34 protein-coding genes are annotated in these 25,130 nt (G+C 68.7%); 11 read left to right on the plus strand and 23 right to left on the minus strand.

Annotated features, from left to right (window positions below; translation table 11 throughout):
* Positions 1–34: 34 nt before the first annotated feature.
* The 8 genes from ACOZ32_RS09905 to ACOZ32_RS09940 all read right to left on the minus strand — a co-directional run bounded on the left by ACOZ32_RS09905 (position 35) and on the right by ACOZ32_RS09940 (position 5,142).
* The gene (locus ACOZ32_RS09905; RefSeq protein WP_424335185.1) at positions 35–982 is read right to left on the minus strand and encodes a 5-methyltetrahydropteroyltriglutamate--homocysteine methyltransferase; all 948 of its coding nucleotides are present in this window, start codon (positions 980–982) and stop codon (positions 35–37) included.
* A gap of 56 nt (positions 983–1,038) precedes the next feature.
* A complete protein-coding gene (locus ACOZ32_RS09910; protein ID WP_010902837.1) occupies positions 1,039–1,614 on the minus strand; it encodes a HemK2/MTQ2 family protein methyltransferase in 576 nt (191 codons plus the stop codon).
* Positions 1,607–2,683: a mechanosensitive ion channel family protein gene (locus tag ACOZ32_RS09915; RefSeq protein WP_235158048.1), complete on the minus strand. Its 1,077-nt coding sequence runs from the start codon at positions 2,681–2,683 to the stop codon at positions 1,607–1,609. The genes ACOZ32_RS09910 and ACOZ32_RS09915 overlap by 8 nt, the downstream gene beginning before the upstream one ends.
* Positions 2,680–3,528, minus strand: a complete 849-nt coding sequence (locus ACOZ32_RS09920; RefSeq protein WP_136361406.1) for a 16S ribosomal RNA methyltransferase A — start codon at positions 3,526–3,528, stop codon at positions 2,680–2,682. The genes ACOZ32_RS09915 and ACOZ32_RS09920 overlap by 4 nt, the downstream gene beginning before the upstream one ends.
* Before the next feature lie 37 nt (positions 3,529–3,565).
* Positions 3,566–4,159 carry a DUF655 domain-containing protein gene (locus ACOZ32_RS09925; protein ID WP_010902840.1) on the minus strand — a complete coding sequence of 198 codons (594 nt, stop codon included), beginning with the start codon at positions 4,157–4,159 and terminating at the stop codon, positions 3,566–3,568.
* 41 nt (positions 4,160–4,200) lie between these two features.
* Positions 4,201–4,560: an RNA polymerase Rpb4 family protein gene (locus ACOZ32_RS09930; protein WP_010902841.1), complete on the minus strand. Its 360-nt coding sequence runs from the start codon at positions 4,558–4,560 to the stop codon at positions 4,201–4,203.
* The gene (locus ACOZ32_RS09935; RefSeq protein ID WP_010902842.1) at positions 4,560–4,859 is read right to left on the minus strand and encodes a 50S ribosomal protein L21e; all 300 of its coding nucleotides are present in this window, start codon (positions 4,857–4,859) and stop codon (positions 4,560–4,562) included. The genes ACOZ32_RS09930 and ACOZ32_RS09935 overlap by 1 nt, the downstream gene beginning before the upstream one ends.
* 130 nt (positions 4,860–4,989) lie before the next feature.
* On the minus strand, positions 4,990–5,142 hold the full coding sequence (locus ACOZ32_RS09940; RefSeq protein ID WP_012289284.1) for a hypothetical protein: 153 nt from the start codon (positions 5,140–5,142) through the stop codon (positions 4,990–4,992).
* A 109-nt stretch (positions 5,143–5,251) separates the two neighbouring features.
* Between ACOZ32_RS09940 and ACOZ32_RS09945 the strand changes: the two genes are divergently transcribed.
* On the plus strand, positions 5,252–6,433 hold the full coding sequence (locus ACOZ32_RS09945; RefSeq protein ID WP_424335186.1) for a cystathionine gamma-synthase: 1,182 nt from the start codon (positions 5,252–5,254) through the stop codon (positions 6,431–6,433).
* Between the two features lie 69 nt (positions 6,434–6,502).
* Here the strand turns inward: ACOZ32_RS09945 and ACOZ32_RS09950 are convergent, their stop codons facing one another.
* The 3 genes from ACOZ32_RS09950 to ACOZ32_RS09960 form a co-directional block, all read right to left on the minus strand.
* Positions 6,503–6,769, minus strand: coding sequence for an elongation factor 1-beta (locus ACOZ32_RS09950; protein ID WP_012289285.1), 267 nt, complete (start codon positions 6,767–6,769; stop codon positions 6,503–6,505).
* 2 nt (positions 6,770–6,771) lie between these two features.
* A complete protein-coding gene (locus ACOZ32_RS09955) occupies positions 6,772–6,945 on the minus strand; it encodes an HVO_2753 family zinc finger protein (RefSeq protein ID WP_010902845.1) in 174 nt (57 codons plus the stop codon).
* Between the two features lie 78 nt (positions 6,946–7,023).
* Positions 7,024–8,850, minus strand: coding sequence for a GAF domain-containing sensor histidine kinase (locus tag ACOZ32_RS09960; protein ID WP_338756259.1), 1,827 nt, complete (start codon positions 8,848–8,850; stop codon positions 7,024–7,026).
* A gap of 117 nt (positions 8,851–8,967) precedes the next feature.
* Here ACOZ32_RS09960 and ACOZ32_RS09965 point away from each other — a divergent pair, with 117 nt between their 5' ends.
* Positions 8,968–9,801 carry an NOP5/NOP56 family protein gene (locus tag ACOZ32_RS09965; protein WP_235262845.1) on the plus strand — a complete coding sequence of 278 codons (834 nt, stop codon included), beginning with the start codon at positions 8,968–8,970 and terminating at the stop codon, positions 9,799–9,801.
* Positions 9,798–10,430, plus strand: coding sequence for a fibrillarin-like rRNA/tRNA 2'-O-methyltransferase (locus tag ACOZ32_RS09970; RefSeq protein WP_010902848.1), 633 nt, complete (start codon positions 9,798–9,800; stop codon positions 10,428–10,430). The genes ACOZ32_RS09965 and ACOZ32_RS09970 overlap by 4 nt, the downstream gene beginning before the upstream one ends.
* A gap of 13 nt (positions 10,431–10,443) precedes the next feature.
* Here ACOZ32_RS09970 and ACOZ32_RS09975 read toward each other — a convergent pair whose 3' ends face one another.
* Together ACOZ32_RS09975 and ACOZ32_RS09980 are read right to left on the minus strand one after the other, a co-directional pair.
* On the minus strand, positions 10,444–10,674 hold the full coding sequence (locus ACOZ32_RS09975) for a hypothetical protein (RefSeq protein WP_010902849.1): 231 nt from the start codon (positions 10,672–10,674) through the stop codon (positions 10,444–10,446).
* On the minus strand, positions 10,674–11,264 hold the full coding sequence (locus ACOZ32_RS09980; RefSeq protein ID WP_136361412.1) for an AsnC family transcriptional regulator: 591 nt from the start codon (positions 11,262–11,264) through the stop codon (positions 10,674–10,676). Before ACOZ32_RS09980 ends, ACOZ32_RS09975 begins: the two co-directional genes overlap by 1 nt.
* Before the next feature lie 118 nt (positions 11,265–11,382).
* Between ACOZ32_RS09980 and msrA the strand changes: the two genes are divergently transcribed.
* From msrA to ACOZ32_RS09995, 3 genes are all read left to right on the plus strand, one after another.
* Positions 11,383–11,916: a peptide-methionine (S)-S-oxide reductase MsrA gene (gene msrA / locus ACOZ32_RS09985; RefSeq protein ID WP_010902851.1), complete on the plus strand. Its 534-nt coding sequence runs from the start codon at positions 11,383–11,385 to the stop codon at positions 11,914–11,916.
* A 43-nt stretch (positions 11,917–11,959) separates the two neighbouring features.
* Positions 11,960–12,583 carry an archaellin/type IV pilin N-terminal domain-containing protein gene (locus tag ACOZ32_RS09990; protein WP_205251797.1) on the plus strand — a complete coding sequence of 208 codons (624 nt, stop codon included), beginning with the start codon at positions 11,960–11,962 and terminating at the stop codon, positions 12,581–12,583.
* Between the two features lie 76 nt (positions 12,584–12,659).
* The gene (locus ACOZ32_RS09995) at positions 12,660–13,148 is read left to right on the plus strand and encodes a pyridoxamine 5'-phosphate oxidase family protein (RefSeq protein WP_136361415.1); all 489 of its coding nucleotides are present in this window, start codon (positions 12,660–12,662) and stop codon (positions 13,146–13,148) included.
* Between the two features lie 33 nt (positions 13,149–13,181).
* Here the strand turns inward: ACOZ32_RS09995 and ACOZ32_RS10000 are convergent, their stop codons facing one another.
* Entirely contained in the window at positions 13,182–14,387 is a 1,206-nt protein-coding gene (locus ACOZ32_RS10000; protein ID WP_010902854.1) for a TIGR04347 family pseudo-SAM/SPASM protein, read from the minus strand.
* Positions 14,384–14,635 (minus strand): Htur_1727 family rSAM-partnered candidate RiPP, encoded by a 252-nt coding sequence (locus tag ACOZ32_RS10005; protein ID WP_010902855.1) that lies wholly within the window; start codon positions 14,633–14,635, stop codon positions 14,384–14,386. The genes ACOZ32_RS10000 and ACOZ32_RS10005 overlap by 4 nt, the downstream gene beginning before the upstream one ends.
* 142 nt (positions 14,636–14,777) lie before the next feature.
* On the opposite strand from ACOZ32_RS10005, the gene ACOZ32_RS10010 reads away from it, so the two are divergent.
* The 3 genes from ACOZ32_RS10010 to ACOZ32_RS10020 all read left to right on the plus strand — a co-directional run bounded on the left by ACOZ32_RS10010 (position 14,778) and on the right by ACOZ32_RS10020 (position 17,743).
* Positions 14,778–15,848: a radical SAM protein gene (locus ACOZ32_RS10010; RefSeq protein ID WP_424335187.1), complete on the plus strand. Its 1,071-nt coding sequence runs from the start codon at positions 14,778–14,780 to the stop codon at positions 15,846–15,848.
* 131 nt (positions 15,849–15,979) lie between these two features.
* Positions 15,980–17,119: a multicopper oxidase domain-containing protein gene (locus ACOZ32_RS10015; protein WP_136361417.1), complete on the plus strand. Its 1,140-nt coding sequence runs from the start codon at positions 15,980–15,982 to the stop codon at positions 17,117–17,119.
* Positions 17,120–17,125: 6 nt separating this feature from the next.
* Positions 17,126–17,743, plus strand: a complete 618-nt coding sequence (locus tag ACOZ32_RS10020) for a halocyanin domain-containing protein (RefSeq protein WP_010902858.1) — start codon at positions 17,126–17,128, stop codon at positions 17,741–17,743.
* A 20-nt stretch (positions 17,744–17,763) separates the two neighbouring features.
* Here ACOZ32_RS10020 and ACOZ32_RS10025 read toward each other — a convergent pair whose 3' ends face one another.
* On the minus strand, positions 17,764–18,219 hold the full coding sequence (locus ACOZ32_RS10025; RefSeq protein WP_229373424.1) for a hypothetical protein: 456 nt from the start codon (positions 18,217–18,219) through the stop codon (positions 17,764–17,766).
* A 92-nt stretch (positions 18,220–18,311) separates the two neighbouring features.
* Positions 18,312–18,914: a superoxide dismutase gene (gene sod, locus ACOZ32_RS10030; RefSeq protein ID WP_010902860.1), complete on the minus strand. Its 603-nt coding sequence runs from the start codon at positions 18,912–18,914 to the stop codon at positions 18,312–18,314.
* Between the two features lie 138 nt (positions 18,915–19,052).
* On the opposite strand from sod, the gene ACOZ32_RS10035 reads away from it, so the two are divergent.
* On the plus strand, positions 19,053–20,198 hold the full coding sequence (locus tag ACOZ32_RS10035; protein ID WP_010902861.1) for an acyl-CoA dehydrogenase family protein: 1,146 nt from the start codon (positions 19,053–19,055) through the stop codon (positions 20,196–20,198).
* Between the two features lie 12 nt (positions 20,199–20,210).
* On the opposite strand, the gene ACOZ32_RS10040 is transcribed toward ACOZ32_RS10035, so the two are convergent.
* From ACOZ32_RS10040 to ACOZ32_RS10060, 5 genes are all read right to left on the minus strand, one after another.
* Positions 20,211–21,455 (minus strand): sensor histidine kinase, encoded by a 1,245-nt coding sequence (locus tag ACOZ32_RS10040; RefSeq protein WP_338416906.1) that lies wholly within the window; start codon positions 21,453–21,455, stop codon positions 20,211–20,213.
* A gap of 123 nt (positions 21,456–21,578) precedes the next feature.
* The gene (locus tag ACOZ32_RS10045; protein WP_010902863.1) at positions 21,579–21,788 is read right to left on the minus strand and encodes a DUF7543 family protein; all 210 of its coding nucleotides are present in this window, start codon (positions 21,786–21,788) and stop codon (positions 21,579–21,581) included.
* Between the two features lie 36 nt (positions 21,789–21,824).
* On the minus strand, positions 21,825–22,178 hold the full coding sequence (locus tag ACOZ32_RS10050) for a nucleoside triphosphate pyrophosphohydrolase (RefSeq protein WP_136361422.1): 354 nt from the start codon (positions 22,176–22,178) through the stop codon (positions 21,825–21,827).
* A 38-nt stretch (positions 22,179–22,216) separates the two neighbouring features.
* Positions 22,217–22,681: a peroxiredoxin gene (locus ACOZ32_RS10055; protein ID WP_010902865.1), complete on the minus strand. Its 465-nt coding sequence runs from the start codon at positions 22,679–22,681 to the stop codon at positions 22,217–22,219.
* A gap of 78 nt (positions 22,682–22,759) precedes the next feature.
* On the minus strand, positions 22,760–24,136 hold the full coding sequence (locus ACOZ32_RS10060; protein ID WP_205251803.1) for an NAD(P)/FAD-dependent oxidoreductase: 1,377 nt from the start codon (positions 24,134–24,136) through the stop codon (positions 22,760–22,762).
* A 136-nt stretch (positions 24,137–24,272) separates the two neighbouring features.
* Between ACOZ32_RS10060 and ACOZ32_RS10065 the strand changes: the two genes are divergently transcribed.
* Positions 24,273–24,479, plus strand: coding sequence for a hypothetical protein (locus ACOZ32_RS10065; RefSeq protein WP_010902867.1), 207 nt, complete (start codon positions 24,273–24,275; stop codon positions 24,477–24,479).
* A 15-nt stretch (positions 24,480–24,494) separates the two neighbouring features.
* Here ACOZ32_RS10065 and ACOZ32_RS10070 read toward each other — a convergent pair whose 3' ends face one another.
* Positions 24,495–25,130 (minus strand): class II aldolase/adducin family protein, encoded by a 636-nt coding sequence (locus ACOZ32_RS10070; RefSeq protein ID WP_010902868.1) that lies wholly within the window; start codon positions 25,128–25,130, stop codon positions 24,495–24,497.

Genomic DNA, 25,130 nt, shown 5'->3' on the forward strand with positions numbered 1-25,130 from the left:
CGGTGTTTTCTTGCTAGTGCTCGGGCGCGCGCAGTCACGACTGTGGCGTGGTGGCCGCGCCGAGCGCGCGCAGTTGTGCCACGAGTCGTGACTGGGGGAGCGTTGCCAACACCGAGTCAGTGGTGGTGTAGACGGTCGCGAAGTCGTTGGGGGTGCGGTCGTCGAACCAGTCGACGCGCTCGCGCAGTGTCGCCGGCGCATCGACGGCGGGGGTTCGGGCGTTGGCGACGCCGAGCGCGATGCTGTCGGCGGTGCCGTACTCGCCGACGAGGTAGGCGGCGTCCTCGTGGTCGGCGATCAGGTCGTAGCCCACCGCGTCGATGGCGGCGTCAAGCAGGTGCGCGTGGACTTTCTCGTCGAGCGCCCCCCCGTACGTGTGCACCACCACGTCGGCGTCGGTGACGGCGGCCGCGACGGTGTCGATGGCGTCGCTGGCGCGCTCGTCTGCGCCGTCGCCGGGCGGGGCCGCAATCAGGGACGGCTCCAGGACGAAGACGGTCGCGACGGCGTCGGGGAGGGCAGCGAGTTCGTCCGCGAGGAACGCAGCGATGGCCGCCTGGAACTCGACGGGGTCGCCGTAGTGGTCGTCGGTGGCGAGCGTCGACAGCGTGTACGGGCCGGGCACGACGGCCTGGAGGCTGGCAGTACGGTCGGCCACAGCCGCCAGGTCAGCCCCGAGGCCGCCGTCGAAGGTGAGCGGCCCGGCGACCACGGGGCGGCGATAGACACCGCGAGCAACCGCCGTCGAGTGCGCCAGCGGCCCGCGAGCGACGTTGTCGTGGGCGACGAGCGGGTGCACGATGCCGTCCCACCAGCCCGCCTGCCCCTCGACGACGCGGTCCAGGTCGGCGTCGCGTTGGGCCGCGAGGTGCGCGTCGCGGACGGCGCTGTCGGCGGCAACAACGGGCGTGGGCCCACCACCCCCGTCGTCGGGAGCGACCGGACTCGGGAGCAGTCCTGGCGTGGTGGCGATCCGAGACATGGGCTCCGGTTGTGGCCCGCCGCCGTTATACGTTCCTGGATCGGGACGCCGCCGGGCTACCGCCGGAACTTGAGCACCGTCAGCGTCTCGAAGGGGAACGACTCCTCGCTGATCGCGGCCGCGGAGAACCCGCGGTCGCCGGCGTACGCGGCGACCTCGTCGACGCCCGTGAGCGTGCTCACGAGCATGATCACCACGCCGTCAGGAGCCAGCACGCGCCCCACTGCGTCGAAAAACGATTCGATGACGCGGCGCCCGGTGTCCCCGCCGGACAGCGCGACGTCCATCCAGTCGTCGCGGGTGTCGTCCTCGCGGGGCAGGTACGGCGGATTGAACACCACCGCGTCGAAGGCGTCGTCGCGAAACGGCGCGACCAGGTCGCCGCGAACCACCGGCACGCCACGGTCGGCGGCCTGCCGGACCGCAAACGGGTTGAGATCAGTCCCCACCACGTCAGCGCCGGTTTCGTCCCGAACCGTCGCCGCGACGTACCCCGAGCCGGTGCCGACATCCAGCACGCGCGCGTACGGGTCGTCGAGTTCCCCGACGGCCGCTGTCGCCAGCAAGTGGGTGTCTTCGGCGGGCTGGTAGACGTCCGCGCCGGCACCGCGGCGGTCGGCGAGATCAGTCATCGGTCTCACCGTCGGCCCCGGGTTCGTGAACCCGGAACCCCCCGGTTTCGGCGCGCCCCGCGATCTCGCGCTGGGGGAACGGGATCTTGATGCCGGCGTCATCGAAGGCGGTTTTCACCGACTGGATCACGGCGGTCTGGGCGCGCCAGTGTCGCCGCGAACTCGGCTTGTCGATCCACACCCGAACGTCCATGACGATCGCGGAGTCGCCGAACGACGACAACACGACCTGGGGCCGGGGCACCGACAACACGTCGTCGAGGTCGCTGACCGCGTCCTTGGCGACGTCCATCGCGTGCTCAACGTCGGTCTCGTAGTCGACTCCAACGGACACGTGCACCCGGAGGCGGCCCTTCCGTGAGCGGTTTACGATCTCACTCGACCCGACGACGTCGTTGGGCAACATCACGTACTCGCCGTCGAACGTCTGGAGGCGAGTGTTGACGATCGTGATGTCGGTGACGATGCCTTGCTTGTCGCCGACCTGCACCCAGTCGCCGATCTCGAACGGCCGCGAGAACATCAACACCAGCCCGGCAATGACCGACCCCAGGGTCTGGCGGGCGGCCATCCCGAGCACGATCCCGGCGAACCCCGCGCCGATCAGCAACCCCGAGAGATCGAGGTTCCAGAACCCCAGGATCACGATCAGTGCGCCGATGTAGAGCGTGATCTGGAGGATGCGGAACATGACCTCCGTCTGGTGGTCGGTGATGCCGTCGTGGCCGTCAGTGAAGCGGTCGAGGGCGTCGTCCAAGACGCCCGTGCCGACGTACACGACGGCAACGAACCCCATCGTGATTGCCACCCGGACGAGCACTCTGGCGCGCACCTGGGCGCGGCTCAGCTCCCGAAGCACCGCGTCCTCGACGCCCCAGAGAACAACCACAGTCATTCCGCCGAGGCCGACCACGGCGGCGACGCCGACCCCGGTCAGGACGTGGCGACTGCGGGCCGATTGTCGCCGCCACAGCCGACACCCGAGCCACACCGTGGCGGCCACCACGGCGACGATGGCCGCGGTGGCGGTGAGCCGTGCGCCGCCGCCGAGCGCCCACGGCACGCTCACTGTGGATCGGGTCCGGGTGCGGTTTCAACACCCCACGCGACGTTCGCGAGCGCCGCGAACGTGGCCGGCGAAAGCGACCCCGGCCGCGTTCCCAGCACGTCGTCGTCGACGGCTGCAACCACCGCGTCGGGGTCGTCCAGCCCCGAGATGTGGGCCGTGTTCCGGATGGCGTTCCGCGTTGTCTTCCGGCGCTGGGTGAACAGCGCTTTCACGAACGACAGGAAGAACGCCTCGTCGGCCACCACGTAGTCGGGGTCGCGTGGGGTGACGCGGACGACCGCGCTCTCGACGCGGGGCTGCGGGTCGAACGCGGCCGCCGGGACCGTTTCAACGATCGAAACGTCGGCGTAATGCTGTGTCGCCACCGAGAGCCGGCCGTACTCGCTCGTGCCCGGATCGGCGGCCATCCGCTCGGCGAACTCCAGTTGGTACATCAACACCATCGGCTTGCCCGCCGGCAGCAGCCGGAAGGTCACCTCGCTTGCGACCCCATAGGGGAGGTTCGAGACCGCGCACGTGAACGCCGGGAGGTCGACAGCCAGGGCGTCCCCGGCCACCACATCGAGGTCGCCCGCCGCGATCGCGTCGGCGAACTCCTCGCGGAGGAACGAGGCGTACGATTCGTCGCGCTCGACGGCGGTCACGCGGTCCGCGACCGACAGCAGTCGGTCCGTGAGCGCGCCCGTGCCCGCGCCGATCTCGAGGACGTGCCCCCGGTCGAAGCCGTCGGCGTACGTCGGGATGCGATCGAGCACGCGGTCGTCGATGAGGAAATGCTGGTCGAAGTCGGGGTCGGGGCGGCCCGCGCGCCGGATCAGCGCGTCGGGGTCGCGTGGCGCAGTCATTGTCGGAGCTACTGCGTGCGCTTCCCTAAACCCCCCGCTACGAGGCGGCGAAGTTGTAGTACTTCAGGTCGGGGTCGCGGATCTCATCGAGGATGCGCTCGACGATGACTTCCTGTGGCGTGTGGAGGCCGTCGACGCGCTCGCTGACGTCCGCGAAGCTCTCGAAGGGACCGCGGCGCTTGCGTTCCTCGAGGATGTTGTCGCGGAGCTTCTCCCCGATGCCCGGCAGGAGGTTCAGCTGGTGCAGGCGCAGCGAGATCGGCTGGGCGTCGTTGTAGAAGTCGACAAAGCGCCGTTCGTTGGCGTCGACGACGTCCTCGACGACGTAATCGAGCTCCGAGCGCGCGCCGTCCGAGAGGTCGTCGTATTCGACCTCGCGGCCGCGGTCGATGCCGGTCTCGAACTCCGGGCGCACCTGCACGCGGTCGAGGATCCCGATGTCGGCGTCCGAAGAGAGACTGAGCTCGTAGAGCGTGAAGTCGATGGTTGAGACCGCATACCCGACTGCGCCGTCGCCGTAGCTCCGCCCGTCGGACCGCCCGTGTGCGAGGAAATCAAGGACAACAGCCGACTCGGAGTCGCCGTCGGCACCGCTGTCACTGTTGGCGTCCGTCGTAGACGTATCACTCATACGGAGACGTACGCCCAGCCAACACTTAAACGGTTGGCCGCTCAGACGTACTTCGCGACGACGTCGAGAATCTCGTCCAGCTCGTCGCCGGACATCGCGTAGCGTTCGTTGGCGAACACCGACCGCAGCTCCGTTCGCGTGCGTGGAAGCAGATCCACGATCTTGTACGCCACGGCCTCGTCGTCAAGCACGTCGAGCGCGAGCAGTTCGTCGACGAACTCCCGGGACTCCGCCGGCTCCAGCAACGCGAACCGATTGGCGTGCTCGATGGCGCGGGACAGCTCGAAGCGAAGCTCACGGTCCTCGTCGAGGGCGCGCTCGGTCTCGACCTCGGAGAGCAGCGCTTTCGCTTCCGAGACCGTGAGCGGCTCCGTCTCGACTGTCTCCTTGAAGATCGTCATTACTCCTCCTGGCGCTGCGTTCGCAGGTGGGCCGCCCCCACGATGAGCGTCTTGTCCATGCCGCCGTCGTTGACTTCGACTTTGAACGCGTCGCCCTGTGTGCCGACAACAGTGCCGGTCAGGCCGCTGAATCGCGGGTGGAACCGTCCGTCCTGAACGCTCGGGTCGAGCGTGAGGTGGACGGATTCGCCGTCGTCGTAGTCAGCGATGGCGCGCTGGGGCGGCGACGTGCCGCGATCTCGCGGGTCGTTTTGCAGCTTCCCACCACTGTTGCTGAGAGGTCCATTGGAGTTCGGCATGGTCGTATGCTCCACTCTATTTCCGTCGCAGGTAAAAAAGAACCGTTCCGAGGCAGCGGCCACGACGCTACGGCGGCGTTTCCACGCGAGCACGCGCCACGCCCCACAGCGGCGACACCACACTGCGGGGTCAGAGGTCGTAGGTCGCGATCTCGCTGGAGCCACAGGTCGGACACACTGTCGCGTCGTCGCTGTCCTCACCCAGGGTTGTCCCGCAGTCCCGGCATTCGCGCACGAGTCCGGGCTGGGTGTCGACGAGCGCTCGGAGACGGTTCAGTACCACGGATGTCGATTACACGACCAGCTACTTAATGATGGGTTCGATTTCGAATCGTGTGGGTGGTGGCGTCCGGAACGAACAAGCCTAACTCGCGGGCCGGCAACATGCTCGTATGAGCGGCAACGACGACGCCGATGACGCAGCCGACCGGTTCCAGACACGCGCGATCCACGCGGGCCAAGCGCCGGACTCGGAGACGGGCGCGCTGATGACGCCGATCTTCGCGAACTCGACGTACGTCCAGGACGGCCCCGGTGACCACCGCGGCTACGAGTACTCCCGGACGGGCAACCCGACGCGCACGGATCTGGAAGCCAACCTCGCGAGCCTGGAAGGCGGCGAGCACGGGCGCGCGTTCGCCTCCGGAATGGCCGCGATCAACACCGTGTTGAACCTCCTGGAGGCCGGCGACCACGTGGTGGCGGGCGACGACGTGTACGGCGGCACCCACCGCATCTTCACGCAGGTCTACGAGGACTACGACATCGACTTCGACTTCGTCGACACCACCGACCACGACGCCGTCCGGGAGGCCATGGGGGAGGCGACGGAACTCCTCTGGGTGGAGACCCCGACGAACCCGTTGTTGAACGTCAACGACATCGGCGCGCTCGCGGACATCGCCCACGAGCACGACGCGCTGTGTGCGGTGGACAACACGTTCGCGACGCCGTACCTCCAGCGCCCCCTGGAGTTCGGTGCCGACATCGTCTCGCACAGCCTCACCAAGTACCTCGGCGGGCACAGCGATCTCGTTGCGGGCGCGCTGATCACCGACGACGACGACCTCGACGAGCAGTTCGGGTTCTACCAGAACTCCGTCGGCGCGACGCCCAGTCCGTTCGACTGCTTCCTGGTGTTGCGCGGCACGAAAACCCTGGGCGTGCGCATGGACCGTCACTGTGAGACGGCCATGGAGCTTGCGACGTGGCTTGCGGATCACGAGCACGTCAGCCAGGTCCACTACCCGGGCCTGGAGAGCCACCCCGACCACGAGCTGGCCGCCGCGCAGATGGACGGCTTCGGCGGCATGGTCTCCTTCGAGTTGGACGCCACCCTCGAAGCGGCCAGCGCGTTCGTCGAGGAGACCGACGTGTTCACGCTCGCGGAGTCACTGGGCGGCGTGGAGTCACTGATCGAGCAGCCCGCGGCGATGACTCACGCCGCCATCCCGAAGGCCGAACGGGAGGCCGCGGGGCTCACCGACGGGCTGATCCGGGCGAGCATCGGCGTCGAGCACATCGACGACCTCAAGGCGGACCTCCAGCAGGCCATCGAGGCCGCCCTGCAGTAGTGTAGTAGACCCACGGCGTGGGTTCTGGCGGCGCTGTGTGCGGTGAGAACGGCTGAAAACGGGTGGTGATTACAGGCGGCCGACTTCCTCGACGCTGACGGATTCGACGTCGTCGACGGCGCCGAAGGCGTCCTCGACGGCTTCGGTCCCGCCGGAGTCGTCCGGAACGATGACCGTTGTGAGCAGCGCGGTCAGCCCGAACGCGACCTCCTCGGTGTCCGTCCCGTTGATCTCGGCGCCGTCGGGCAGTGACTCCGAGAGATCGGCTTCGAGGCCGTCGAGGTCGATGTCGGGGCTGTCCGGCATGACCTTGAGCACGGCAGCGACCTTGCTCATCGTTATGGCCCCCGGAACCCGCAGTCGGGGCATTCGTAGAGGTTGCTCTGCTTGCGGCACTTTGCACAGCGGTAAATCTGCTGGCCGCAGTCCGGGCACTTGAACGAGGCAGCGGTGGTACCGGAGATGTTGATGCCACAGGAGACGCACTTGCGCGCCTGCGAGGCTTCGCTCATACAACTGGTATCGCCCGGACGCGTTTTAACCATTGTCTTTCGGCACCGCGGGCCGGCGCGAGATCATGTGACCACGACTCACTCGTGGGTGGGCGCGTCGGTGCCGGTGATCGTGAGCCGCGCACCGCCGTCGTCGCTTGTGGTGACCGAGACGGTCCAGTCGTGGGCGTCGGCGACATCGCGGACGATGCTCAGGCCGAACCCGGTGCCGTCCGCGCTCGTCGTGAACCCGTGGTCGAAGACCGTGTCACGGTCCGACTCGGGGATCCCCCGGCCGTCGTCGGCGACGTAGAAACCGCCCGGGGCGTCGCCGACGGTCACCGTCACCGGTTCGTCGGCGGCGAGCTGGCTGCCGTGCTCGACGGCGTTCCGGAAGAGGTTCGCGAGGAGTTCCTGGAGGCGGCTGCGGTCGGCCGACACCCGGGTGGTGGCGGTGACGGTCAGTGTGGCGGCGTCGGTGTCGACGGTGCTCCAGGCGTCGTCGGCGACCGCGGCCAGGTCGACCGGCTCCCGTTCGGCCGCCGAGCAGCCGGTGCGGGCCAACACCAGCAGGTCGTCGACGAGCGCGTTCATGCGTTCGATGGCGCGGCGACACCGGTCGAAGTGCTCGGGCGCGCCGGAGTCGGCGGCGAGTTCGAGGGAGCCACTGGCCACGTTCAGCGGGTTGCGGATGTCGTGGGAGACGATCGACGCGAAGTCCTCCAGGCGTTCGTTGCGCTCCTCAAGCTGGGTTCGGATGTGGCGGTCGGTGAGCTCGGCGGTCAGCCACTGCGCCATCAGATCCACGATCGTCACCGCCCAGTCGCTGAACGGTTCGGGCTGTGGCTCCGGATCGTAGAAGCAAAGCGTCCCGTACAGGTCGCCGTCGGCGAACAGCGGCGCGCCGATGTACGAGCCGACAGACACGCCCTCCGGGGGGCCGGGCACAACGAACTCCGGCGGGGTGGTGGCGTCCTCGACGTCGGAGAAGACGACGGTCTGCTCGGTGGTGACGACGCGCTCGCAACACGTCTCCGAGAGCGGCACGACTGTGCCCTCGCTCACGTCGGCGTGAGGCGGCGCGCGCACGTGCTTGAACTCGTAGGTATCGTCCGAGACCTCCGAGAGCGTGCCGTAGGCCACCCCGAGGAAGTCACAGCCGATGGCCAGCATGGTGTCGGCGCGGGCGGCCGGCTGGCGGTTGGTCTCCGCGGTCTCCTCGTAGAGGCGCCGAAGGACGCGTTCGCGTTTCTCGATCGTTTCGAGGTGGGTGTGGCGTTCCGTGATGTCCTGGAGGTAGACCGACACGCCCGACGAGGAGGGGAACAGTCGGGCTTCGATGACGGCGTCGGCAGGGTCGTAGTGACCGGTGAACGAGACGGCGTCCTGGCTGTCGACCGCCGTTCGGTAGGCGTCCCGGAAGCGCGGGCCGACGGAGGCGGGGAGCACCTCCCAGAGGGAGCAGCCCAACAGTGTGTCGGGCGTGGCCGACTCTGCCGCCGAGAGCAGCGACTCGGCCTCGGCGTTGACGTACGTGATCCGGGCGTCGTTGTCGACGGCGACGAAGGCGTCGGTGACGCGGTCGACCCAGGAGGCCTGGCGGATGTCCGGGGGCGTTGTGGCGGTGCCGTGGATGGTGATCGTGCCGTCGACGAGGCGGCTGGCGTGGAAGTCGTACTGGGTCGTGGGTGCGTGCGCGAACCCGCCCTCGGCGGTCGCTGTGCCGTGCGTTTGGGCGGCTTCGATCAGCGACTGCGGGTCGTCGATGGACAGCACGTCCGCGAGGTGCGTGCCGTCAGTGGGGTGGTCGCCGGGTGCGGCGGCGGCCACGGCGGCGTTCCAGTTGCGGATCGTGCCGTCGCGGTCGCAGACGAGAGACACCGGCTGCGGATCGCTGGTGGTGGTGTGCGCGCGATCGCTGTTCATGATCCGTGATACCACGTATGATGGTGGCGGGCTTAACACCGCCGAAACACGTAGTCGAGTTGATCAGTTGTGGCTGGTGAGCGTACGTTTAACCGCACGCAGCCGGAACCTCGCGCCATGACCACGCACGGATGGTTCGCGGACACGGCTGTTCGGGACGCCGACGCGGCCGCCGACGCCGTTCGGAACGGCCACGCGGACGCCCCCGAGAACTGGCCGGCGGCCGCCGTCGAAGACGGCGTTGTGGACGACGCCGACGAGTATTACGACCGCTTGCGGGACGCGACCCGAGCCGCCACGCGGGCGGCCGTCAGGGAGCGCGAGCGCGCCGACGACCAGCAACTCGTCCACGCGGTGCGGACGATCGCCGACCTCTCGGACGCCGCCAACGAGGTCGCCGAGCGCGCCGTCGAGTGGGCGCGCACGCTGTTCGACGGCGTCGACGACGGGATCGCTGGCGCGCGCGACGTCGCCGGCCGGAGCGCGAACAGTCCCACCGAGGAGCGCGCGATCGCGCTGTGCGAGCGCGCGACTGATCTCGCCGACGAGCGCGACCGCGCGCAGGGGTTCGTCGAGACCCACGCCCCGACAGTCGCGCCGAACCTCTCGATGCTGGCCGGGCCGGTGCTGGCGGCGCGGCTCATCGCGCTCGCGGGCGGCCTCGACGACCTGGCGAAGCTGCCGTCCGGCACGGTACAGGTGCTGGGTGCCGAGGACGCCCTGTTCGCGCACCTCCGGGGGCACGCGCCCTCCCCGAAACACGGCGTCATCTACACCCACGAGTACGTCCGCGGCACCCACCCCGACCAGCGGGGGTCGGCGGCCCGAGCGCTCGCCGGGAAGCTCACCATCGCCGCGCGCGTCGACCACTACTCGGGGGACCGCCGGCCGGATCTCGAAGCCGAACTGGACGCCCGCATGGAGCGCATTCGCGCTCGTGAGACCGAATGAGCCTCCCCGCAGGCGTCCAGCGGCGGTCGTTCGGCGACGAGGACGGCGTGCTGGCGACTCGGGGCGAGCCCGCGTACGGCGAGCCGGTCGTCGACGGGTGGCGGCGCTGGGACGCCCACCGGTCGAAGCTCGGCGCGACGTTCGAGCTCGGCCTCGACACCGGGCTGTCGGGTGGGGACGCAGTGCTGTATTTGGGGGCGGCGAACGGCACCACAGTGAGCCACGTGGCGGATTTCGCGGGGCCGACGTACGCCGTGGAGTTCGCGCCCCGGCCAGTCACGGATCTGCTGGCGGTGGCCGACTCCCGGGAGCGGCTGTTCCCGCTGTTGAAGGACGCACGAGCGCCCGAGACGTACGCCCACGTGGTCGAATCGGGCGTGGACGCCATCGTGCAGGACGTGGCGACCCGCGGGCAGGCGGATGTGGCGCTGTCGAACCGGCAGTTCCTCGCCGACGATGGGCGACTCGTGGCGGCCCTGAAGGCCCGCAGCGAGGACGTGACCGCCGACCCGGCGGCTGTCTTCGAGGACCTCCTCGGGAGACTCCGTGACGGGTACGAGGTGCGTGCGACCGCGCGCATGGAGCCGTTCCACGAGGACCACTTGGCGGTCGTGGCGACGCCACGGTAGCGCGCCGCCCGGATCAGTCGCGGGGCTCGCTGTCTGGCTCCAGGGTGCGCACGCCGGCCACGATGAGCGCGGCCTGCACGGCGAGCCAGCAGATGAGCGCGGCCGCCCCGAGGATCGCGGGCGCGGCCAGCAGCCGCGCGACGTGGTACGGCAACACGATGCGGCTGAACCCCAGCGTGACGAACCCCACGAGCACCAGCCCGAACGCGAGCAGCGACAGCGTGACGAAGCGGTGGCGCTGCATCAGGCGTCGGCGTCCAGGCGCTCGTATCGCTGGCGGAACTGGCGCTCGCAGGACTGACAACAGAAGTGGTGGCGGTCCCCGTCGATGGTGGCGGTCGTGCCCTCGCTGGTGACGGTGTTTCCACACTCGTCGCAGGCCAACGCGAGGTCCGCGCTGCCGGCGGTGGGCTCCCAGCTCGCCGCCGCGAGCGCGGTCACCTCGTAGTCAGTGATGGCCTCGAAATCGACGGTGTCTGCCACCCAGTCCGAGACGTCCGCGACCGGCAGCCGCGCCGAACACGTGACATCGCCGGCTGCGGTGACGAAGACGTGTTCGACGGCGTCCGCGGCGGCGACCGCCGCCCGCACGTCGTCCTGGCGGCCGGGGTGAACGGCGAACGACACGAGCACGTGGGTGCCGTCCCGAAGCCGGCTGCGGTCGAGGTCGATCGTGAACCGCCGCAACACACCGGCGTCCTGGAGCTTCGTGATCCGGTCGGAGACGGCTGGCGCGGACAGCCCGACCGCGTCCGCGATGTCGCTGTACGGTCGTCGCGCGTCCGCCGCGAGCAACGCGAGGATGCGGCGGTCGGTGTCGTCGAGATCCGACATGCGTGTGGGTCGCGGCCGGAGCCCCAAAGCCGTGCCGCAGCCGACTGCCCGGCGGCGTGGGGCGGCGACATCCGCCGCCCCCGCTGGTGTTAACCGCGTACAGGCCAACAGCACAGCCATGGGCACTGAGACGGCGACACTCGGCGGCGGATGCTTTTGGTGCACGGAAGCGGCGATGGAGGAACTCGCCGGGGTGACGGACGTGACCTCGGGGTACGCTGGCGGGGACACCGCCGACCCGTCCTATCGAGACGTGTGTTCGGGGACGACCGGCCACGCGGAAGTCGTGCAGGTGGAGTACGACACCGCGGAGCTCGCGTACGAGGACGTCCTGGAGGTCTTTTTCACGGTCCACGATCCGACCACGGTGGACCGCGAGGGGCCCGACGTTGGCAGCCAGTATCGGTCGATCGTGCTCCCCCACGACGACCAGCAACACGAGCGCGCCACGGCGTTCGTCGATGAGCTCGCCGCCGCGGACGCCTTCGACGGCTCGATCGTCACCGAGATCGAGCCCCTGGAAACCTTCTATCCCGCCGCGGAGAAACACCAGAACTACTTCGAGAAGAACCCGGACGCGGCGTACTGCACGGTGAACGTCGCGCCGAAGGTCTCGAAGGTCCGCGAGCAGTTCGGCGCTCGCACCGAGTAAGAATCGACCCAGGTTTATTCCGTTACACCTCAAACGCTAGTACATGGAGTCGATGCGTCGCGGACAAGTCGGGATCGGAACCCTGGTGGTGTTCATGGCGATGATCCTGGTGGCTGCGATGGCTGCAAGCACGCTGGTCGACATCGGCGGCATGTTGCAGTCTCGCGGTGACGCCACCGGCGAGGAGGCGGTCGGACAGGTCACCAACGGCGTGTCGGTCACGGGGGCGTTCGGGACGATAACCAACGCTACCGACGACCCATTCACCGACGGGACAGTGTCGGACATCGAGATCGTCGTGGGCCAGTCGGCTGGCTCGGGCAACGTGAACGTCTCTGACGTGACCGTCGATTGGGTCGGGCCGCGGCAGGCCACCACGCTGTCGTGGACCGATGGGACCGCCAACAGCAGCCGGTTCACGACCCGCAAGACGACCGGCAACTCGGCCACAGTGCTTGCCGACGCCGAGGACCGCATCGAGATCGTCATCAACGCCACCGCGGTCGAGGAGAACCAGGATAGCTTCTCGGGCACCAGCAACGACAACCACGGGCTGTACGCGGGCGAACGGGCGGAGCTCGTCATCACCACCCAGTACGGCGCCTCAACGACGTACTGGGTTTCGGTTCCCGAGTCGGTGACCGGGGCGTCGGCGGTCAGCGTGTAACCCCGGGTGGCCGTCCCAGCACGCTGGAACGACGCCCACGCTTCAAGAGTGCCGGGGTCCGTGAGTACCACACGCAATGAGCTCAGATGCGCCCGACGACCAGCCGCCCGCGGACGCGGGTGTCAGAATGACGACCACGCAGGTGGTGGCGTACCTCCGGCGGGCTGGGGACGGCGTGCTCTCGCTGGCGGGTGCCCCACCGCTGTCGGTGCCGATGTCGTTTGGCGTCACTGACGGCCCGCGCCTCGTCTTCCAGTGTCTGTTCGGTCCGGACAGCGAGAAGGCCACGCGGCTCAGTGAGACCGACAGTGCGTCACTGGTGTGTTACGACCGGGCGAGCCCCGACGACTGGGCCAGCGTCGTGGTGACCGGGGAGATGGCAGCCGTCGAGCACGACGCCGAACGGCAGGCGGCGTTCGCCGAGCACGCCGACACGGTCAGCATGAACGTCTTCGAGGAGGCCGCCGCCGAGCTGTCCGTGCAGTGGTACGAACTCACGCCGGATTCAATGAGCGGACGCGCCGGCGGCCACTGGACGCCCCCGACCACCGACGGCAACGGGTAGCACCGCAGCGACACCGGTGGGCGGCCGCCGCGGTCAGTCCGCCGAGGCGTCGCCGGTGCGCTCCGGCTCGCGCTCGGCTTCGGTGAGATAGCATTTCGGGTCGGGGTCGAAGGGGCCGCCGGCGGAGAGCGCGCGCAGCCGCGAGCCGCCCCGACAGATCGACCGGTACTGGCAGGACGCACACCGCCCCGTGAGTCGGTCGTCGCGGTCGCGCAACCCGGCCAGCAGGGGGTTGGTGTCGTCGCTCCAGATGTCGCCGAACGACCGATCGCGGACGTTCCCGAGGCTGTACCCCTGCCAGAACTGCGTCATGTGGACGTTGCCCTGGTAGTCCACGTCGGCGATGCGTTCGCCGGTCGGGTCGCCGCCGTTGGCTTCGAGGTAGCGGTAGATGTGGTCGGCCTGCTGGTCGCCGAGCTCCTCGCGGGCGTACTCCACGAGGAACCCCGCGTCGGCGTAGTTCCCGACCAGCAGCGTCTCGATCTCCTTGCCCTGGGCGTGGTATTCGCGCGTGAGGTCACACACCGTCCGGACCGCCGTCCGGGTGTCCGCCGGGGACAGATCCAGGTTCGAGATGTCCGCGCCGCGGCCGCCGTAGTCGAGATGGTAGAAACAGAACCGGTCCAGGCCCACGTCGTGCAGGAGGTCGACGACCTCCGGGAGGTCGGGCGCGTTGGCCTCGGTGATCGTGTAGCGCAGCCCGGTTTTCAGGCCGGCGTCGAGGCTGTTCTCGATGCCCCGAACCGCGGCGTCGAACGCGCCCTCCTCGCCGCGGAACTCGTCGTTGCGCTCGGGGAGGCCGTCCACGGAGATGCCGGCGTATTTCAGGCCGGCGTCTTTCATCGCCGCCGCCCGCTCCGCGGTGATGAGCGTGCCGTTCGTCGAGAGCACGGGCCGAATGCCGTTGTCGTCGGCGTACGCGATGAGTTCTTCGAGGTCGTCGCGGACCATCGGCTCGCCCCCGGAGAACAGGACGACGGGGATGCCGAAGTCAGCGAGGTCGTCCAACAGCGCTTTGCCCTCGGCCGTGGAGAGTTCCCCCGGCGCTGTCTCGGTGTCCGCGGCGGCGTAGCAGTGCGAGCAGTAGAGGTTGCACTGCTTGGTGAGGTTCCAGACGACGACCGGCCGCTGCTGTTTGTCCTCGGTGATCTGTTCCTCGGAGGACTCCGCGGCAGCGTCGTACCGCAGCCCGTCGCTTTCGGCGTCCAGATCACAGAGCAGCTTGCTGACGGAGATCACGCTGATCGCCCCCCATCGACGCCGCCGGTCGTGTAGCGCTGGGTTTCGTCGGCCGGACACACCCAGATGGATCGCGCGACCCAGTCGAACAGCGACGATGCGTGCTCGTGTGCGGTGTCCGCAGTGCCCGCGGTCACGCTTCCCACGTGTTTGAGCGGGGCGTCGGCGTCCGCCCGAACGAACACCTCCCATTCGCGGCCGGTGGCGCTCCGCGGTTCGTCGGTCACCCGCGTTCGGTCGGCTGTCATTACGCCCATCTAGCTGCGCGCCCCAAATGGGCGTCGCGTCGGTTCCCGGCGGCTGGGAACACCCGCCCCGATACAAACCCTGGAACGGCCGAGGTCGAAGTGGGGTCGCTCCCGCGTGCTGCGTGTGGCCCCGGTTGGATCCATGACGCCAGTTGACACCAGCGAACGGCCAGTCGTACTCGTTTGGGAAGTCACACAAGCCTGCGCGCTCGCCTGCGATCACTGTCGCGCGAGCGCACGCCCACAGCGACACCCCTCGGAGCTGTCGACCGCCGAGGGCAAACAGCTACTGACCGACGCCGCGGCGTTCGGCGACGGGCAGTTGGTCGTGTTGTCCGGCGGGGACCCGCTTGCCAGGCCTGACACGGTCGAACTCGTCGAGCACGGCACGGACTGCGGGCTTCGCATGACCGTGACGCCCAGCGGGACGGCGTCGCTGACGCCCACGGCGATCGAGGCACTGGCCGACGCGGGCGTGGCGCAGTTCGCCGTGAGCATCGACGGCGCGACGCCGACGACCCACGACGAGTTCCGCGGGGAGGCCGGGAGCTTCGAGCGGACGCTGCGGGCGGCCCGCGCGATCCGGGAGCTTGGGGTGCCCCTGCAAGTGAACACGACGGTGTGTGCGGACACAGTCGAAGCGTTGCCGGCGATCCGCGACCTCGTCGCGGAGTTGGGGGTGGCGTTGTGGAGCGTGTTCTTCCTGGTGCCCGTCGGTCGGGGGCGTGCGCTCGATCCGGTGTCGCCGGCGCGCGCCGAGGAGGTGATGGCGTGGCTTGACGGGGTCGCGCGCAGCGAGGCGTTCGGCGTGAAGACCACGGAAGCACCGATGTACCGGCGGGTGCGCGCACAGCGCGGGGGTGACAGTGCGCCACAGCGCCGGGCCGGCGTCACGGCGGGCGACGGGTTCGCGTTCGTCTCCCACACTGGGGCCGTGTATCCGTCCGGGTTCCTGCCGTCGTCGGCCGGAAACGTCCGTGAGCGCTCGGTGGTGGACAGCTACCGGAACAGCGAGCTGTTCCAGCGGCTGCGCGACACCGAGGCGCTCACGGGGAAGTGTGGAGCGTGTTCGTTCCGCACCGTCTGTGGAGGGAGTCGGTCGCGGGCGTACGCGACAACCGGGGAGCCGATGGCCAGCGATCCGCTGTGTCCACACGTGCCCGACGGGTACGACGGGCCACTGCCCGACCGCCAGGCGACCGCCGACGACTGACCGTCCGATCGTTTCGGTGACACCAAACCAGTCGTGTCAGCGCCTGAATCCTTCCCAGACCGTAGGAACGATTCCCTGACCTGTGGAACCAGCGGGCTGCGATTAAGTGGCGGGGCCATAGCACGGCGTGTATGACCGATCAGATCGGCGCTCCCGGCCTCGGCATCTCGCGGCGTGACTTCGTGGCGGCGACCGCTGGCGTCGGGACCGCTGCCATCGCCGGCTGCACCGCTCCCGACGGTGGGGAGTCGGTGACGGACACGACCACTGCGGCCAAACAATCCGGACTCCCGACCACGAGCCCGCCGGAGGTCGTCGACGCCACCGAGCAGGGCAACCAGGTGACGCTGAAAAGCGTGCCGGCGGTCCACGACGTCCACCCCTTGGACTCGATGGGCGGCCCGGTGAAGCTCCCCCGGGTGTGGGCGTTCGCCACCGAAGACGGCGACCCGAGCGTGCCCGGCCCCATCGTGCGCACCGAGGAAGGCCAGGACATCGAGGTGACGCTCGACAACACGGACGGCAAGCGCCCACACACGCTGCATTTCCACGGGTCACAGACCGCCTGGGAGGACGACGGCGTCCCGACGACCACCGGCATCCGGGTCGGCCCCGGGGAGAAACACACCTACACCATTCCCGCCAACGTCCCGGGAACGCACCTCTACCACTGCCACTACCAGACCCAGCGCCACATCGACATGGGGATGTACGGCATCTTCCGCATCGACCCCAAGGGGTACGAGCCCGCCGACAAGGAGTACTTCATGACGGTCAAAGACTGGGACTCGCGGCTGAACCGCAGCATGGCCGGCGAGGACGTCGACTACAGCCCGCGCACCCGCAACCCCGACGTGTTCACCGTCAACGGCAAGTCCGCGCCGCGAACCCTCCACCCCGAGGACGGCTCACCGGTCATCGTCGAGCAGGGCGATACGGTCCGGCTCCACCTGGTCAACGGCGGGTACATGAACCACCCGCTGCACATCCACAACCACCGCTTCCGCATGGTCGAGAAGGACGGCGGGCAGATCCCGGCGGCCGCCCAACACACCATGGACATCACCGACATGGCTCCCGCCGAGCGCCACACCATCGAGTTCCAGGCCGACGCCGACCCCGGCATCTACCTGATGCACTGCCACAAGGTCAACCACGTGATGAACGGCACGTTCTACCCCGGTGGCATGCTCTCGGGGATCGTCTACAAGGACGCCATGGACTCGGACATCTTCGGGAAGTTGATGGACTTCGCAGGGTACGATGCCTAGGTGAGGATGACTGACAGCGATTCAGCGGTTACGAGACGGCGCGTGTTGCAGGGGTCGGCTGGGGCCGGCGCGGCCGCGGCCGGGATCGGCGGGTTCGCCGCCGGTGGGGCAGCACAGAGCGCCAGCATCGACGACTGGCTGGGCGACGTGAGCAACTACGACGGCGTCCGCGACGAAACCGGCAGCAGCGAGGTCACCGTGGACGTCGGCGTCGACGCGAACGGCGGCGCGTACGGGTTCGGGCCGGCGGCCGTGCGGGTCGACCCGGGCACGACGGTGACCTTCGAGTGGGTGTCGAACACGCACAACGTCGCCGTCGAGAGCCAGCCCGACAGCGCCGACTGGGGCGGCGTCGAGGAGATCAACAACGAGGGGTACACCGACAGCCACACGTTCGAGACGGCGGGCGTGTACACGTACTTCTGCAGCCCCCATCGTGCGATGGGGATGAAAGGGGCGGTCGTCGTCGGGGACGCCGACGTCGGCGGGGCAGCAAGCGGCGGCATCGACTGGGGCAACCTCGGCGTGCTCGGCGCCGGGTTCGCGCTCGGGATCGGGTTGCTGATGCCGTTCGTGCGGCGCGCACTGGACCCCAGTCCGCACAACCCGAACACCCACGAGTAACCGCCCGCCGCGGCACGACGTTACGTGTCTGTGGCGTCACGGACGGCCACCGCAGAGTCGTCAGTGGCCGCGGCTGCGGGCACGGACCGCTTGCCGGCGTCGTCGGCGGTCGCCACCAGGATGTCGTGGATCGTGGTGTCGACGTCGTCGTTTCGGATCGTCGCCGGAGCAACGACAGCCACGCCGTTGGCCTCGGCGGCGCGGTGTGCGCCGTCGGTGATCCGACCGAGCGCCGTCAGCAGCGTGGCGTCGGCGTCCGTGTCTCCAGCGCCGGCAACCAGATACGCCACGTGTCGCTCCGTGACGGTGGCGGTGCTGTCGTCGCCGACCAACACGAGCAGCCGCAGCGGGTGTTGGCCGTCGCCGCGCAGCGCCCGCACCATCACCGTCGTGGGGTTCACGCGGGCGTGGGCGGTCATCCAGCCCTCCGCGACGAGCTGGTATCGGAGGTCGTCGACCACGGGAGACGTGACCACACACCGGTGTTGGCTGGGCTGTGTATAGAAGCTATCGGAACGCTACACGGCGAAAAAGCGTGGCGTTTCAGGGTGTCCCCGCGGGCGGGGCGTTACTCGAAGCGCTCGGCCGCCTGCTCGAAGCGCTCGGTGGGCTCGTCCCAGTCGACGACCTCGAAGAAGGCGTCGACGAAGCTGCCGCGGTCGGGACCGTAGTCGTAGTAGTAGGAGTGCTCCCAGACGTCGAGGGCGAGGATGGGGTGGCTGCCCCAGAGCGCGCCCTCGTCGTGGTTGTCCACGGCCACGTTCCGGAGCGTGTTGCTGTGGGAGTCGTAGACGAGCAGCGCCCAGCCGCTGGCCGCGCTGGCGGCGGCCTCGAACTCGGCCCGCCAGTTCTCGTAGGAGCCGAAGTCCGCCGCGATGCGGTCGGCGAGCGCCCCGGACGGCTCGTCGCCGCCCGCCGGGCTCATGGACTGCCAGAACAGCGTGTGGAGGATGTGCCCCGAGCCGTTGTGCGTGACGTCCCCGAGCGCGCCGGCTGTCGAGGCGTGGTCGCCGGTCTCACGGTTCTCCGCCAGCGTCTCCTCGGCGTCGTTCCAGCCGTTCACGTAGCCCTGATGGTGGGTGTCGTGATGCCACGTGAGCACCTGCTCGCTGATGTGTGGTTCGAGCGCGTCGTAGTCGTACGGCAGCGGTGGGAGTTCGTATTCGGACATACAGTGTGTCGTACGTCGGCGCTGCTTATGGTGGTTTCCGGAATGCAGTTTCAGTTGGGTTCGTGACGGGACGGCAACCGCGGAAGTGATGCCGAGCGTTTACAAGTATTTTTCATGATGTATGTTGGATGATACCACATGGACTTCGAACTCAGCGACGAACAACGCGCGATCAAAGCCGAAGTGCAGCGGTTCGCAGACAACGAGATCAGGCCCGTCGCCACCGAACACGACACGGCCGAATCGTTCCCCCACGAGGTCATGGACAAGGCCGCCGACGCCGGCCTCCTGGGGCCGGGCATCCCCATGGCGTACGGCGGTGCCGGCTACTCACCGGTGGAGGTCGCCATCATCGTCGAGGAGCTGTTCGCCGCCGACCCCGGCATCGGGCTGTGCGTCGCCAGCGCCGGGTTCGGTGCCGAAGCGATCACGGCGTTCGGGACCGACGACCAGAAGCGGCGGTTCCTCGAACCCGTCACCGCCGGCGACGCCATCATGGGGTCGGCGATCTCCGAGCCCGACACCGGCTCGGACGTGGCAAGCGTCTCCGCAACCGCCGAGAAAGACGGCGACGAGTGGATCATCGACGGCAACAAGATGTGGATCACGAACGGCTCCGTGGGCGACTATTTCGTCGTCCTGTGCCGGACCGATCCCGACGCCAGCGGGCGCTACGAGGGGTTCAGTCAGATCGTCGTCGAAAGCGACCGCGACGGGTTCACCGCCGAGAAGATCACGGGCAAACTCGGCATCCGGGCGTCCGACACCGCCGAACTCGTGCTCGACGCCGTGCGCGTTCCCGAGGAGAACCTCATCGGCACGCGCGGGGGCGGGTTCCTCCAACTGATGCAGTTCTTCGACGAAACCCGCACCACCGTCGCCGCACAGGGCGTGGGCATCGCGCGCGGTGCCACCGAACGCGCGCTCGCGTACGCCCAAGAGCGCGAGCAGTTCGGCCAGCCCGTCGCCGACTTCCAAGCCATCCAGCACAAGCTCGCGGAGATGCAGACGAAAACGGAGGCCGCGCGCACGCTCACGCGGAAGTCCGCGTGGAGCGTCGACCACCGCGACGACCAACTCACAGCGCTGGCGTCGATGGCGAAATCGTTCGCGTCCCGGATCGCCGTGGAGGTCGCCGACGAGGCGGTCCAGATCCACGGCGGTGCGGGCTACGTCAACGACTTCGACGTGGAGCGGTTCTACCGGGACGCCAAGATCACGCAGCTCTACGAGGGCACCACGGAGATCCAGAAGAACGTGATCGCCCGCGAGATGATGGACTGACCCGGCGTGTGGTCAGTCGCTCACGGTGGGCGGATCGACCGGCCGCCGGACGGTGCGTGACGGCGACTCGGCGTCCCGCGGCAGCGCCACCTCGAAGGCGGTGCCACCGAGGTCGCTGTCGGCGACGGTCACCGTCCCGCCGAACGTCCGCACGGCCGTGTGCACGATGTTCAACCCCGTTCCGACCGGCCGGTGCTGGAAGAACGACTCGCTGTCCGAGACGTCCAGGCCGGGGCCGTTGTCCGCGACCCGCACCGTCACCGATTCGGCCCCGACCGCGACCGAGACTGCGACCCGAGGCGTCGGGGCGTCGTTGTGCTCGACGGCGTTGGTGATGAGGTTCCGGAACACGGAGTTCAACAGCTCGTTGCCCCGAACCCGGCACGGCGGTGACGGGAGGTCGGCGCTGACCTGCGCGTCCGGGTACGACTCCGTGACCCGCGCCACCTCACTGTCGAGCAGCGTGACGACGTCGATCGCCGCCGCGCCGTCGTCGCGCGTGAGCTTCCCGACGACGTCACAGACCTCCTCGATCTTCGAGACCTGCCGGTCCGCGACGTCGAGGTGGTCGCGGACGGCCTGGGAGTCAGTCTGGCGGCGCGCCAACTGCAGGCGGCCGCTGAGCACGTTCACCACGTTGGGAACGTCGTGGCTGACGAGGTAGTTCAGGAGCGTGGAGCGCTCCCGGTCGGCCGTGATGCGGTCGATGTACCGATCCAGGCTCGCCGTCATCCGGCGCAACGACGCGCCGAACCGCCCGGGAAGCGAGGTTTCGAGGACGGCCGCGTCGAAGTCGTGGTCGGCGAGCGCTTCGGCCTGCGCGGCGACCACCCGGAGGTGGCTGTGCATCGCCGCGAAGTCGTCGACGAGCGCGCCGATCTCGTCCTGTTGGCCGTCGGCGCGGGGCAGGTTACCGGCCGCGAGATCGCCCTCCGCGATGTGCGTGGCCGCGGCCTGCAGCCCGGTCACGGGGTCGACGATGTCCCGTTCGACGACCAGCACGGTGTTGACGAGCGCCAGGGTCGCGCCCACGACGAGCACGCCGACCGCCGTGATGCGTGCCGGCCCCGAGAAGTACACCGGCACGACGACCTGCGCAAGCGACACCGCGAACTGGATCGTGACCGCCAACAGGATCTTCGCACGGACGGAGCTGGCGACGCCGACTGCGTCCATCGTCCACCAGATGAACGACTCGTAGCGCCGCCAGAACCGGTGCAGTACGTCCGAGGTGGTGGTGGGCTGTGTGTGAGACATGTCTACTGTGGGGTGGGCGGGTGCCGCCCGGTACCCCTGGCAATCCTCGCCCAGAACATGTACGTGGAAGCTAATTATCGGTGCGTGGGAACGTGGGTGCCCGTAGCGGGCGCTGGGTTCCGGTCAGTCGCGGAACTCGGCGGCCACCGCGAGGGCGTCGTCCTCGGTTGGGGCTGTGGTGCGTTCGTACGTCGAGCCCTCGGGGGCTTGGGTCAGGCGCTCGTACGTCACCGCCCAGTCGCCGCCGGCGGTCCGGCGTGCGCGAACGATGGCGTTGCCGTCGGCGCGCTCCCACTCGCGGCCGGTCTGGCGGGTGACTTCGGTCCAGTCCATGGACACGGATACACCCCGAGGATGGTAAGCGCGGCGTTACTCGGGCTCCTCCCAGTCGGCGTGTTTGTGCTCGGGGGTCGGTTCGACGCCGTCCAGGACGATCCCCTCGACGAAGCCGCCGTGCTCGTCGCTTTTCGCGGCGCGCATGTCCTCGAGATAGTCGCGGTCGATGTCGCGGGCGGCACAGATCGCGTCGACGACGTCCAGCACGTCGCCGATCTCGGCGATGGCGCGGCTCTCGGCGAACTCCGTGGCCTCTTCGAGGAGTTTGTCCGCGAGGCGGTCGCGGTATTCCTCGCCCGACGCGCGGTGCGTGACTGGCGTCTCTCCGTCCTCGCGGATGGCGTCAGGCACCTCGTCGCGCACCAGTTTGTCGTGGTCTCGGCTCACAGCCTGGGTGTCGGGCACATGGAAGAAAACGGTGTCGACTACGCGGCGTCCTCGATGGCGGCCAGCACCTCGTCGGCGTGCCCCTCGGGGTCGACGCCCTCGAAGGCGGCGGTGATCGTGCCGTCGGGACCGATGACGTACGTGTTGCGAAGCGTCACGTCCATCAGTTCGCCCGTGATCTCCTGTTCGTCGTAGGACTCGTAGGCGGTCGCCACCTCGCCGCCGGCGTCACTCAACAGATCGAACGGCAGGTTGTACTTGTCCTTGAACGCCGCGAGCTCCGAGACGGGGTCGTCGCTGATGCCGACGACGGGCACGCCGGCGTCGTCGTAGCGCCCCCAGTTGTCGCGGAACTCGCAGGCTTCGCTCGTGCAGCCCGGCGTGTCGGCGCGTGGGTAGAAGTAGACAACGACGTGTTGGCCCGCGAACGACGAGAGCGACACCGTCTCGTCGTCCTGGTTGGCAAGCGAGAAGTCGGGTGCGGTGGTACCTTCGGATAGCATACGCTGGGGGTTTGGGTCCCGACAGGGAACCAGTTACGGAACCAGCGAGCGGGTGGTCAGCGCTGCGACATCACGCCGTTACAGCGAGTAATCCGACGCGTGCAGACTCACGTAGCGGCCGTTGCGCAGCCCGAACTTCGCTTTCCGGTATTTGCCGTAGAGCTTGAGCCCGCCGGCGGCCGAGCGCGCACTGGACTTGGAGATGACGCTGCCGGTGTCGGTGGCGTCCAGCATCGATCGCGTGATGCGGATCGTGTCGTCCCAGTCGTCGGGGCCGAACGACCCGACGATGTTCGCCATTGCGACGTTGCGTTTCACCTCGTCGCCGATGGCGTCGTGCCAGGCGTCGTTGTACTCCTCGAGGCTCTCCGTGGCCGCCAGCCGCCCGGCAAGCAGGCCCGTCCGGTGGGCGACGTGGTCGCCGCCCTCGTGGAACGCCGAGGTCGCGCCCATCGCGCCGCCGGTGACGGCGATGCCCGCCTCGACCGGTGATTCGATGGGTTGCGTCGACGAGATCGGGTAGGTTTCCGTGCCGCCGGCTTTGCCGTGGTCGTCGACGATCGGGAACGCCGTGTCGATGTCGTACTCGTCGCCGTACACCTCGGTGAGGAAGCGGTGGATGTACTCGCTGCCGGACGGGATCTTGTCGTCGTCCGCGCGCAGCAGCCGCCAGTCGTCGGGGTCGAAGTCGGCGATGTCCAGGCCGATGGGCATCGTCAGTCCGACCCGGGCGACGTTGCCCTGGTTCGGGAACACCCAGGGGTAGGCGGTCTCGCCGGGCATCCATCCCCACCAGAACTTCAGGGAGGCGTCGTCGAAGACGTCGTCCGGGAACTGGCGGTACTCCTGGTACGCGATGTGGTTGGCGTCCGGCGGGCTGAGCACCGTGCTGGCCTGCGTGTCCGCGGGCAACAGGGGGTCGAGGACGCGCATGGTGATCTGACGCTGGGGGCCGTCGGCGAGCACGAGATACTCGGTGGTGACCGTCTCCCCACCACCGAGGTGGAGGGTGTGCTCGTGGCCGTCACCGTCGATGTGTGAGTCCACCGTCTTCACCGTGGTGCCGGCCTCGTAGCGCGCGCCGGCGGCCTCGGCGCGATCCCGGAGCCAGTCGTCGAAGCGGGCGCGATGGAAGGTGAACCCGAAGGCGTCGTAGTCGTTGTCGATGCCGGTCCGGTCGACGGTCACGCGCTCGGTGGGTCCGATGAACTCGGCGTCGGCCAGGTCGTGTTCGATCACGTCGTCGGGGATGTCCGCGACATCGAGGCCGGCGACGTCCAGCCAGTAATCCAGGAAGCCGGCTGCGTCCGTCGAGTCGGGGCCGAGGCGGTCGCGGTCACTTCGGGGCACGCCCTTCTCGTAGACGACGGCGTCAGCGCCTGCGTCGGCGGCCGCGTACGCAGCGGTCGACCCCGCTGGCCCACCACCAACCACGGCGACATCCACGTCAGTCATGTCTCTATGGTCACCGCGCCGCTGTTATAGTACTTCGAGTTTCGGGCTCGTGTGCGGGCGTTCACCACAACACACTGTGTGAGCGGGCGTGAGAAACACCCGAACAAATATAGCCAGTCGAACACGACAGCGAGACATGGACGTGGTGGGAGTGGGCTACGAATGCATCCGGGCGTACGTCTACGGGCTGGTGACGGCGACCACGGGCGGGGCCGTGTGGGTGGGCGCGCCCGACGTGACTGCGTCCCCGCGGATCGCGTCGGCGTGGTTCGCGGTTGCCGGCTTCGGGATGCTCGTGGTCGCGATGCTGACGCTCACGCATTTCGCGAACCGGGCGCTGTGAGCCGCGGACGGTGGCTCAGTCGCCGCCCTGCCCGTAGGACTGGAACCGGCGCTCGACGGCGGCCAGTTGGTCGTCGGTGAGCGTGTCCGGGTCGCCGTGGCGGCGCGCCCGCAGATACACCTTGCACAGCTCCTCGACGTGGATGGTGTTCTCGACGGCGTCGGCCAGATCGTCACCGACGACGACGAGACCGTGGTGGGCGAGGATGCAGGCGTCGCTGTCCGCGTCGGCCATCTCCGTGACGACGAGTTCGGCCAGATCGTCGGAGCCGTAGGGCGCGTACTCCGCGACCGGGACGCGCCGCCCGACCGCCGTGATCATGTAGTGGATCGGGGGGAGTTCGTCGCCCAGCACCGCCAGTGTGGACGCCCACGGCGAGTGCGTGTGCACGATCGCGCCCGCGTCAAGGCGCTGGTAGATGCCCGTGTGCATCGGGACCTCGCTGGTGGGCGTCATCTCGCCGGCGACCACGTCACCGTCGAGGGTGACCACGGGCACGTCGCTGGCGTCGAAGCCGTCGTAGGGGACGCCGGTCGGCGTCGCGGCGAACCGGTCGCCGTCGCGAACGCTCAGGTTCCCGGTGCGGCCGGGCGTGAGGTCACTCAGTGCCGGTGCGTAGTCCACCACGTCGACGCGTTCACGGGCGAGCAT

This window comes from Halobacterium sp. MBLA0001, from assembly GCF_049705385.1.
Lineage (GTDB): Archaea > Halobacteriota > Halobacteria > Halobacteriales > Halobacteriaceae > Halobacterium > Halobacterium salinarum.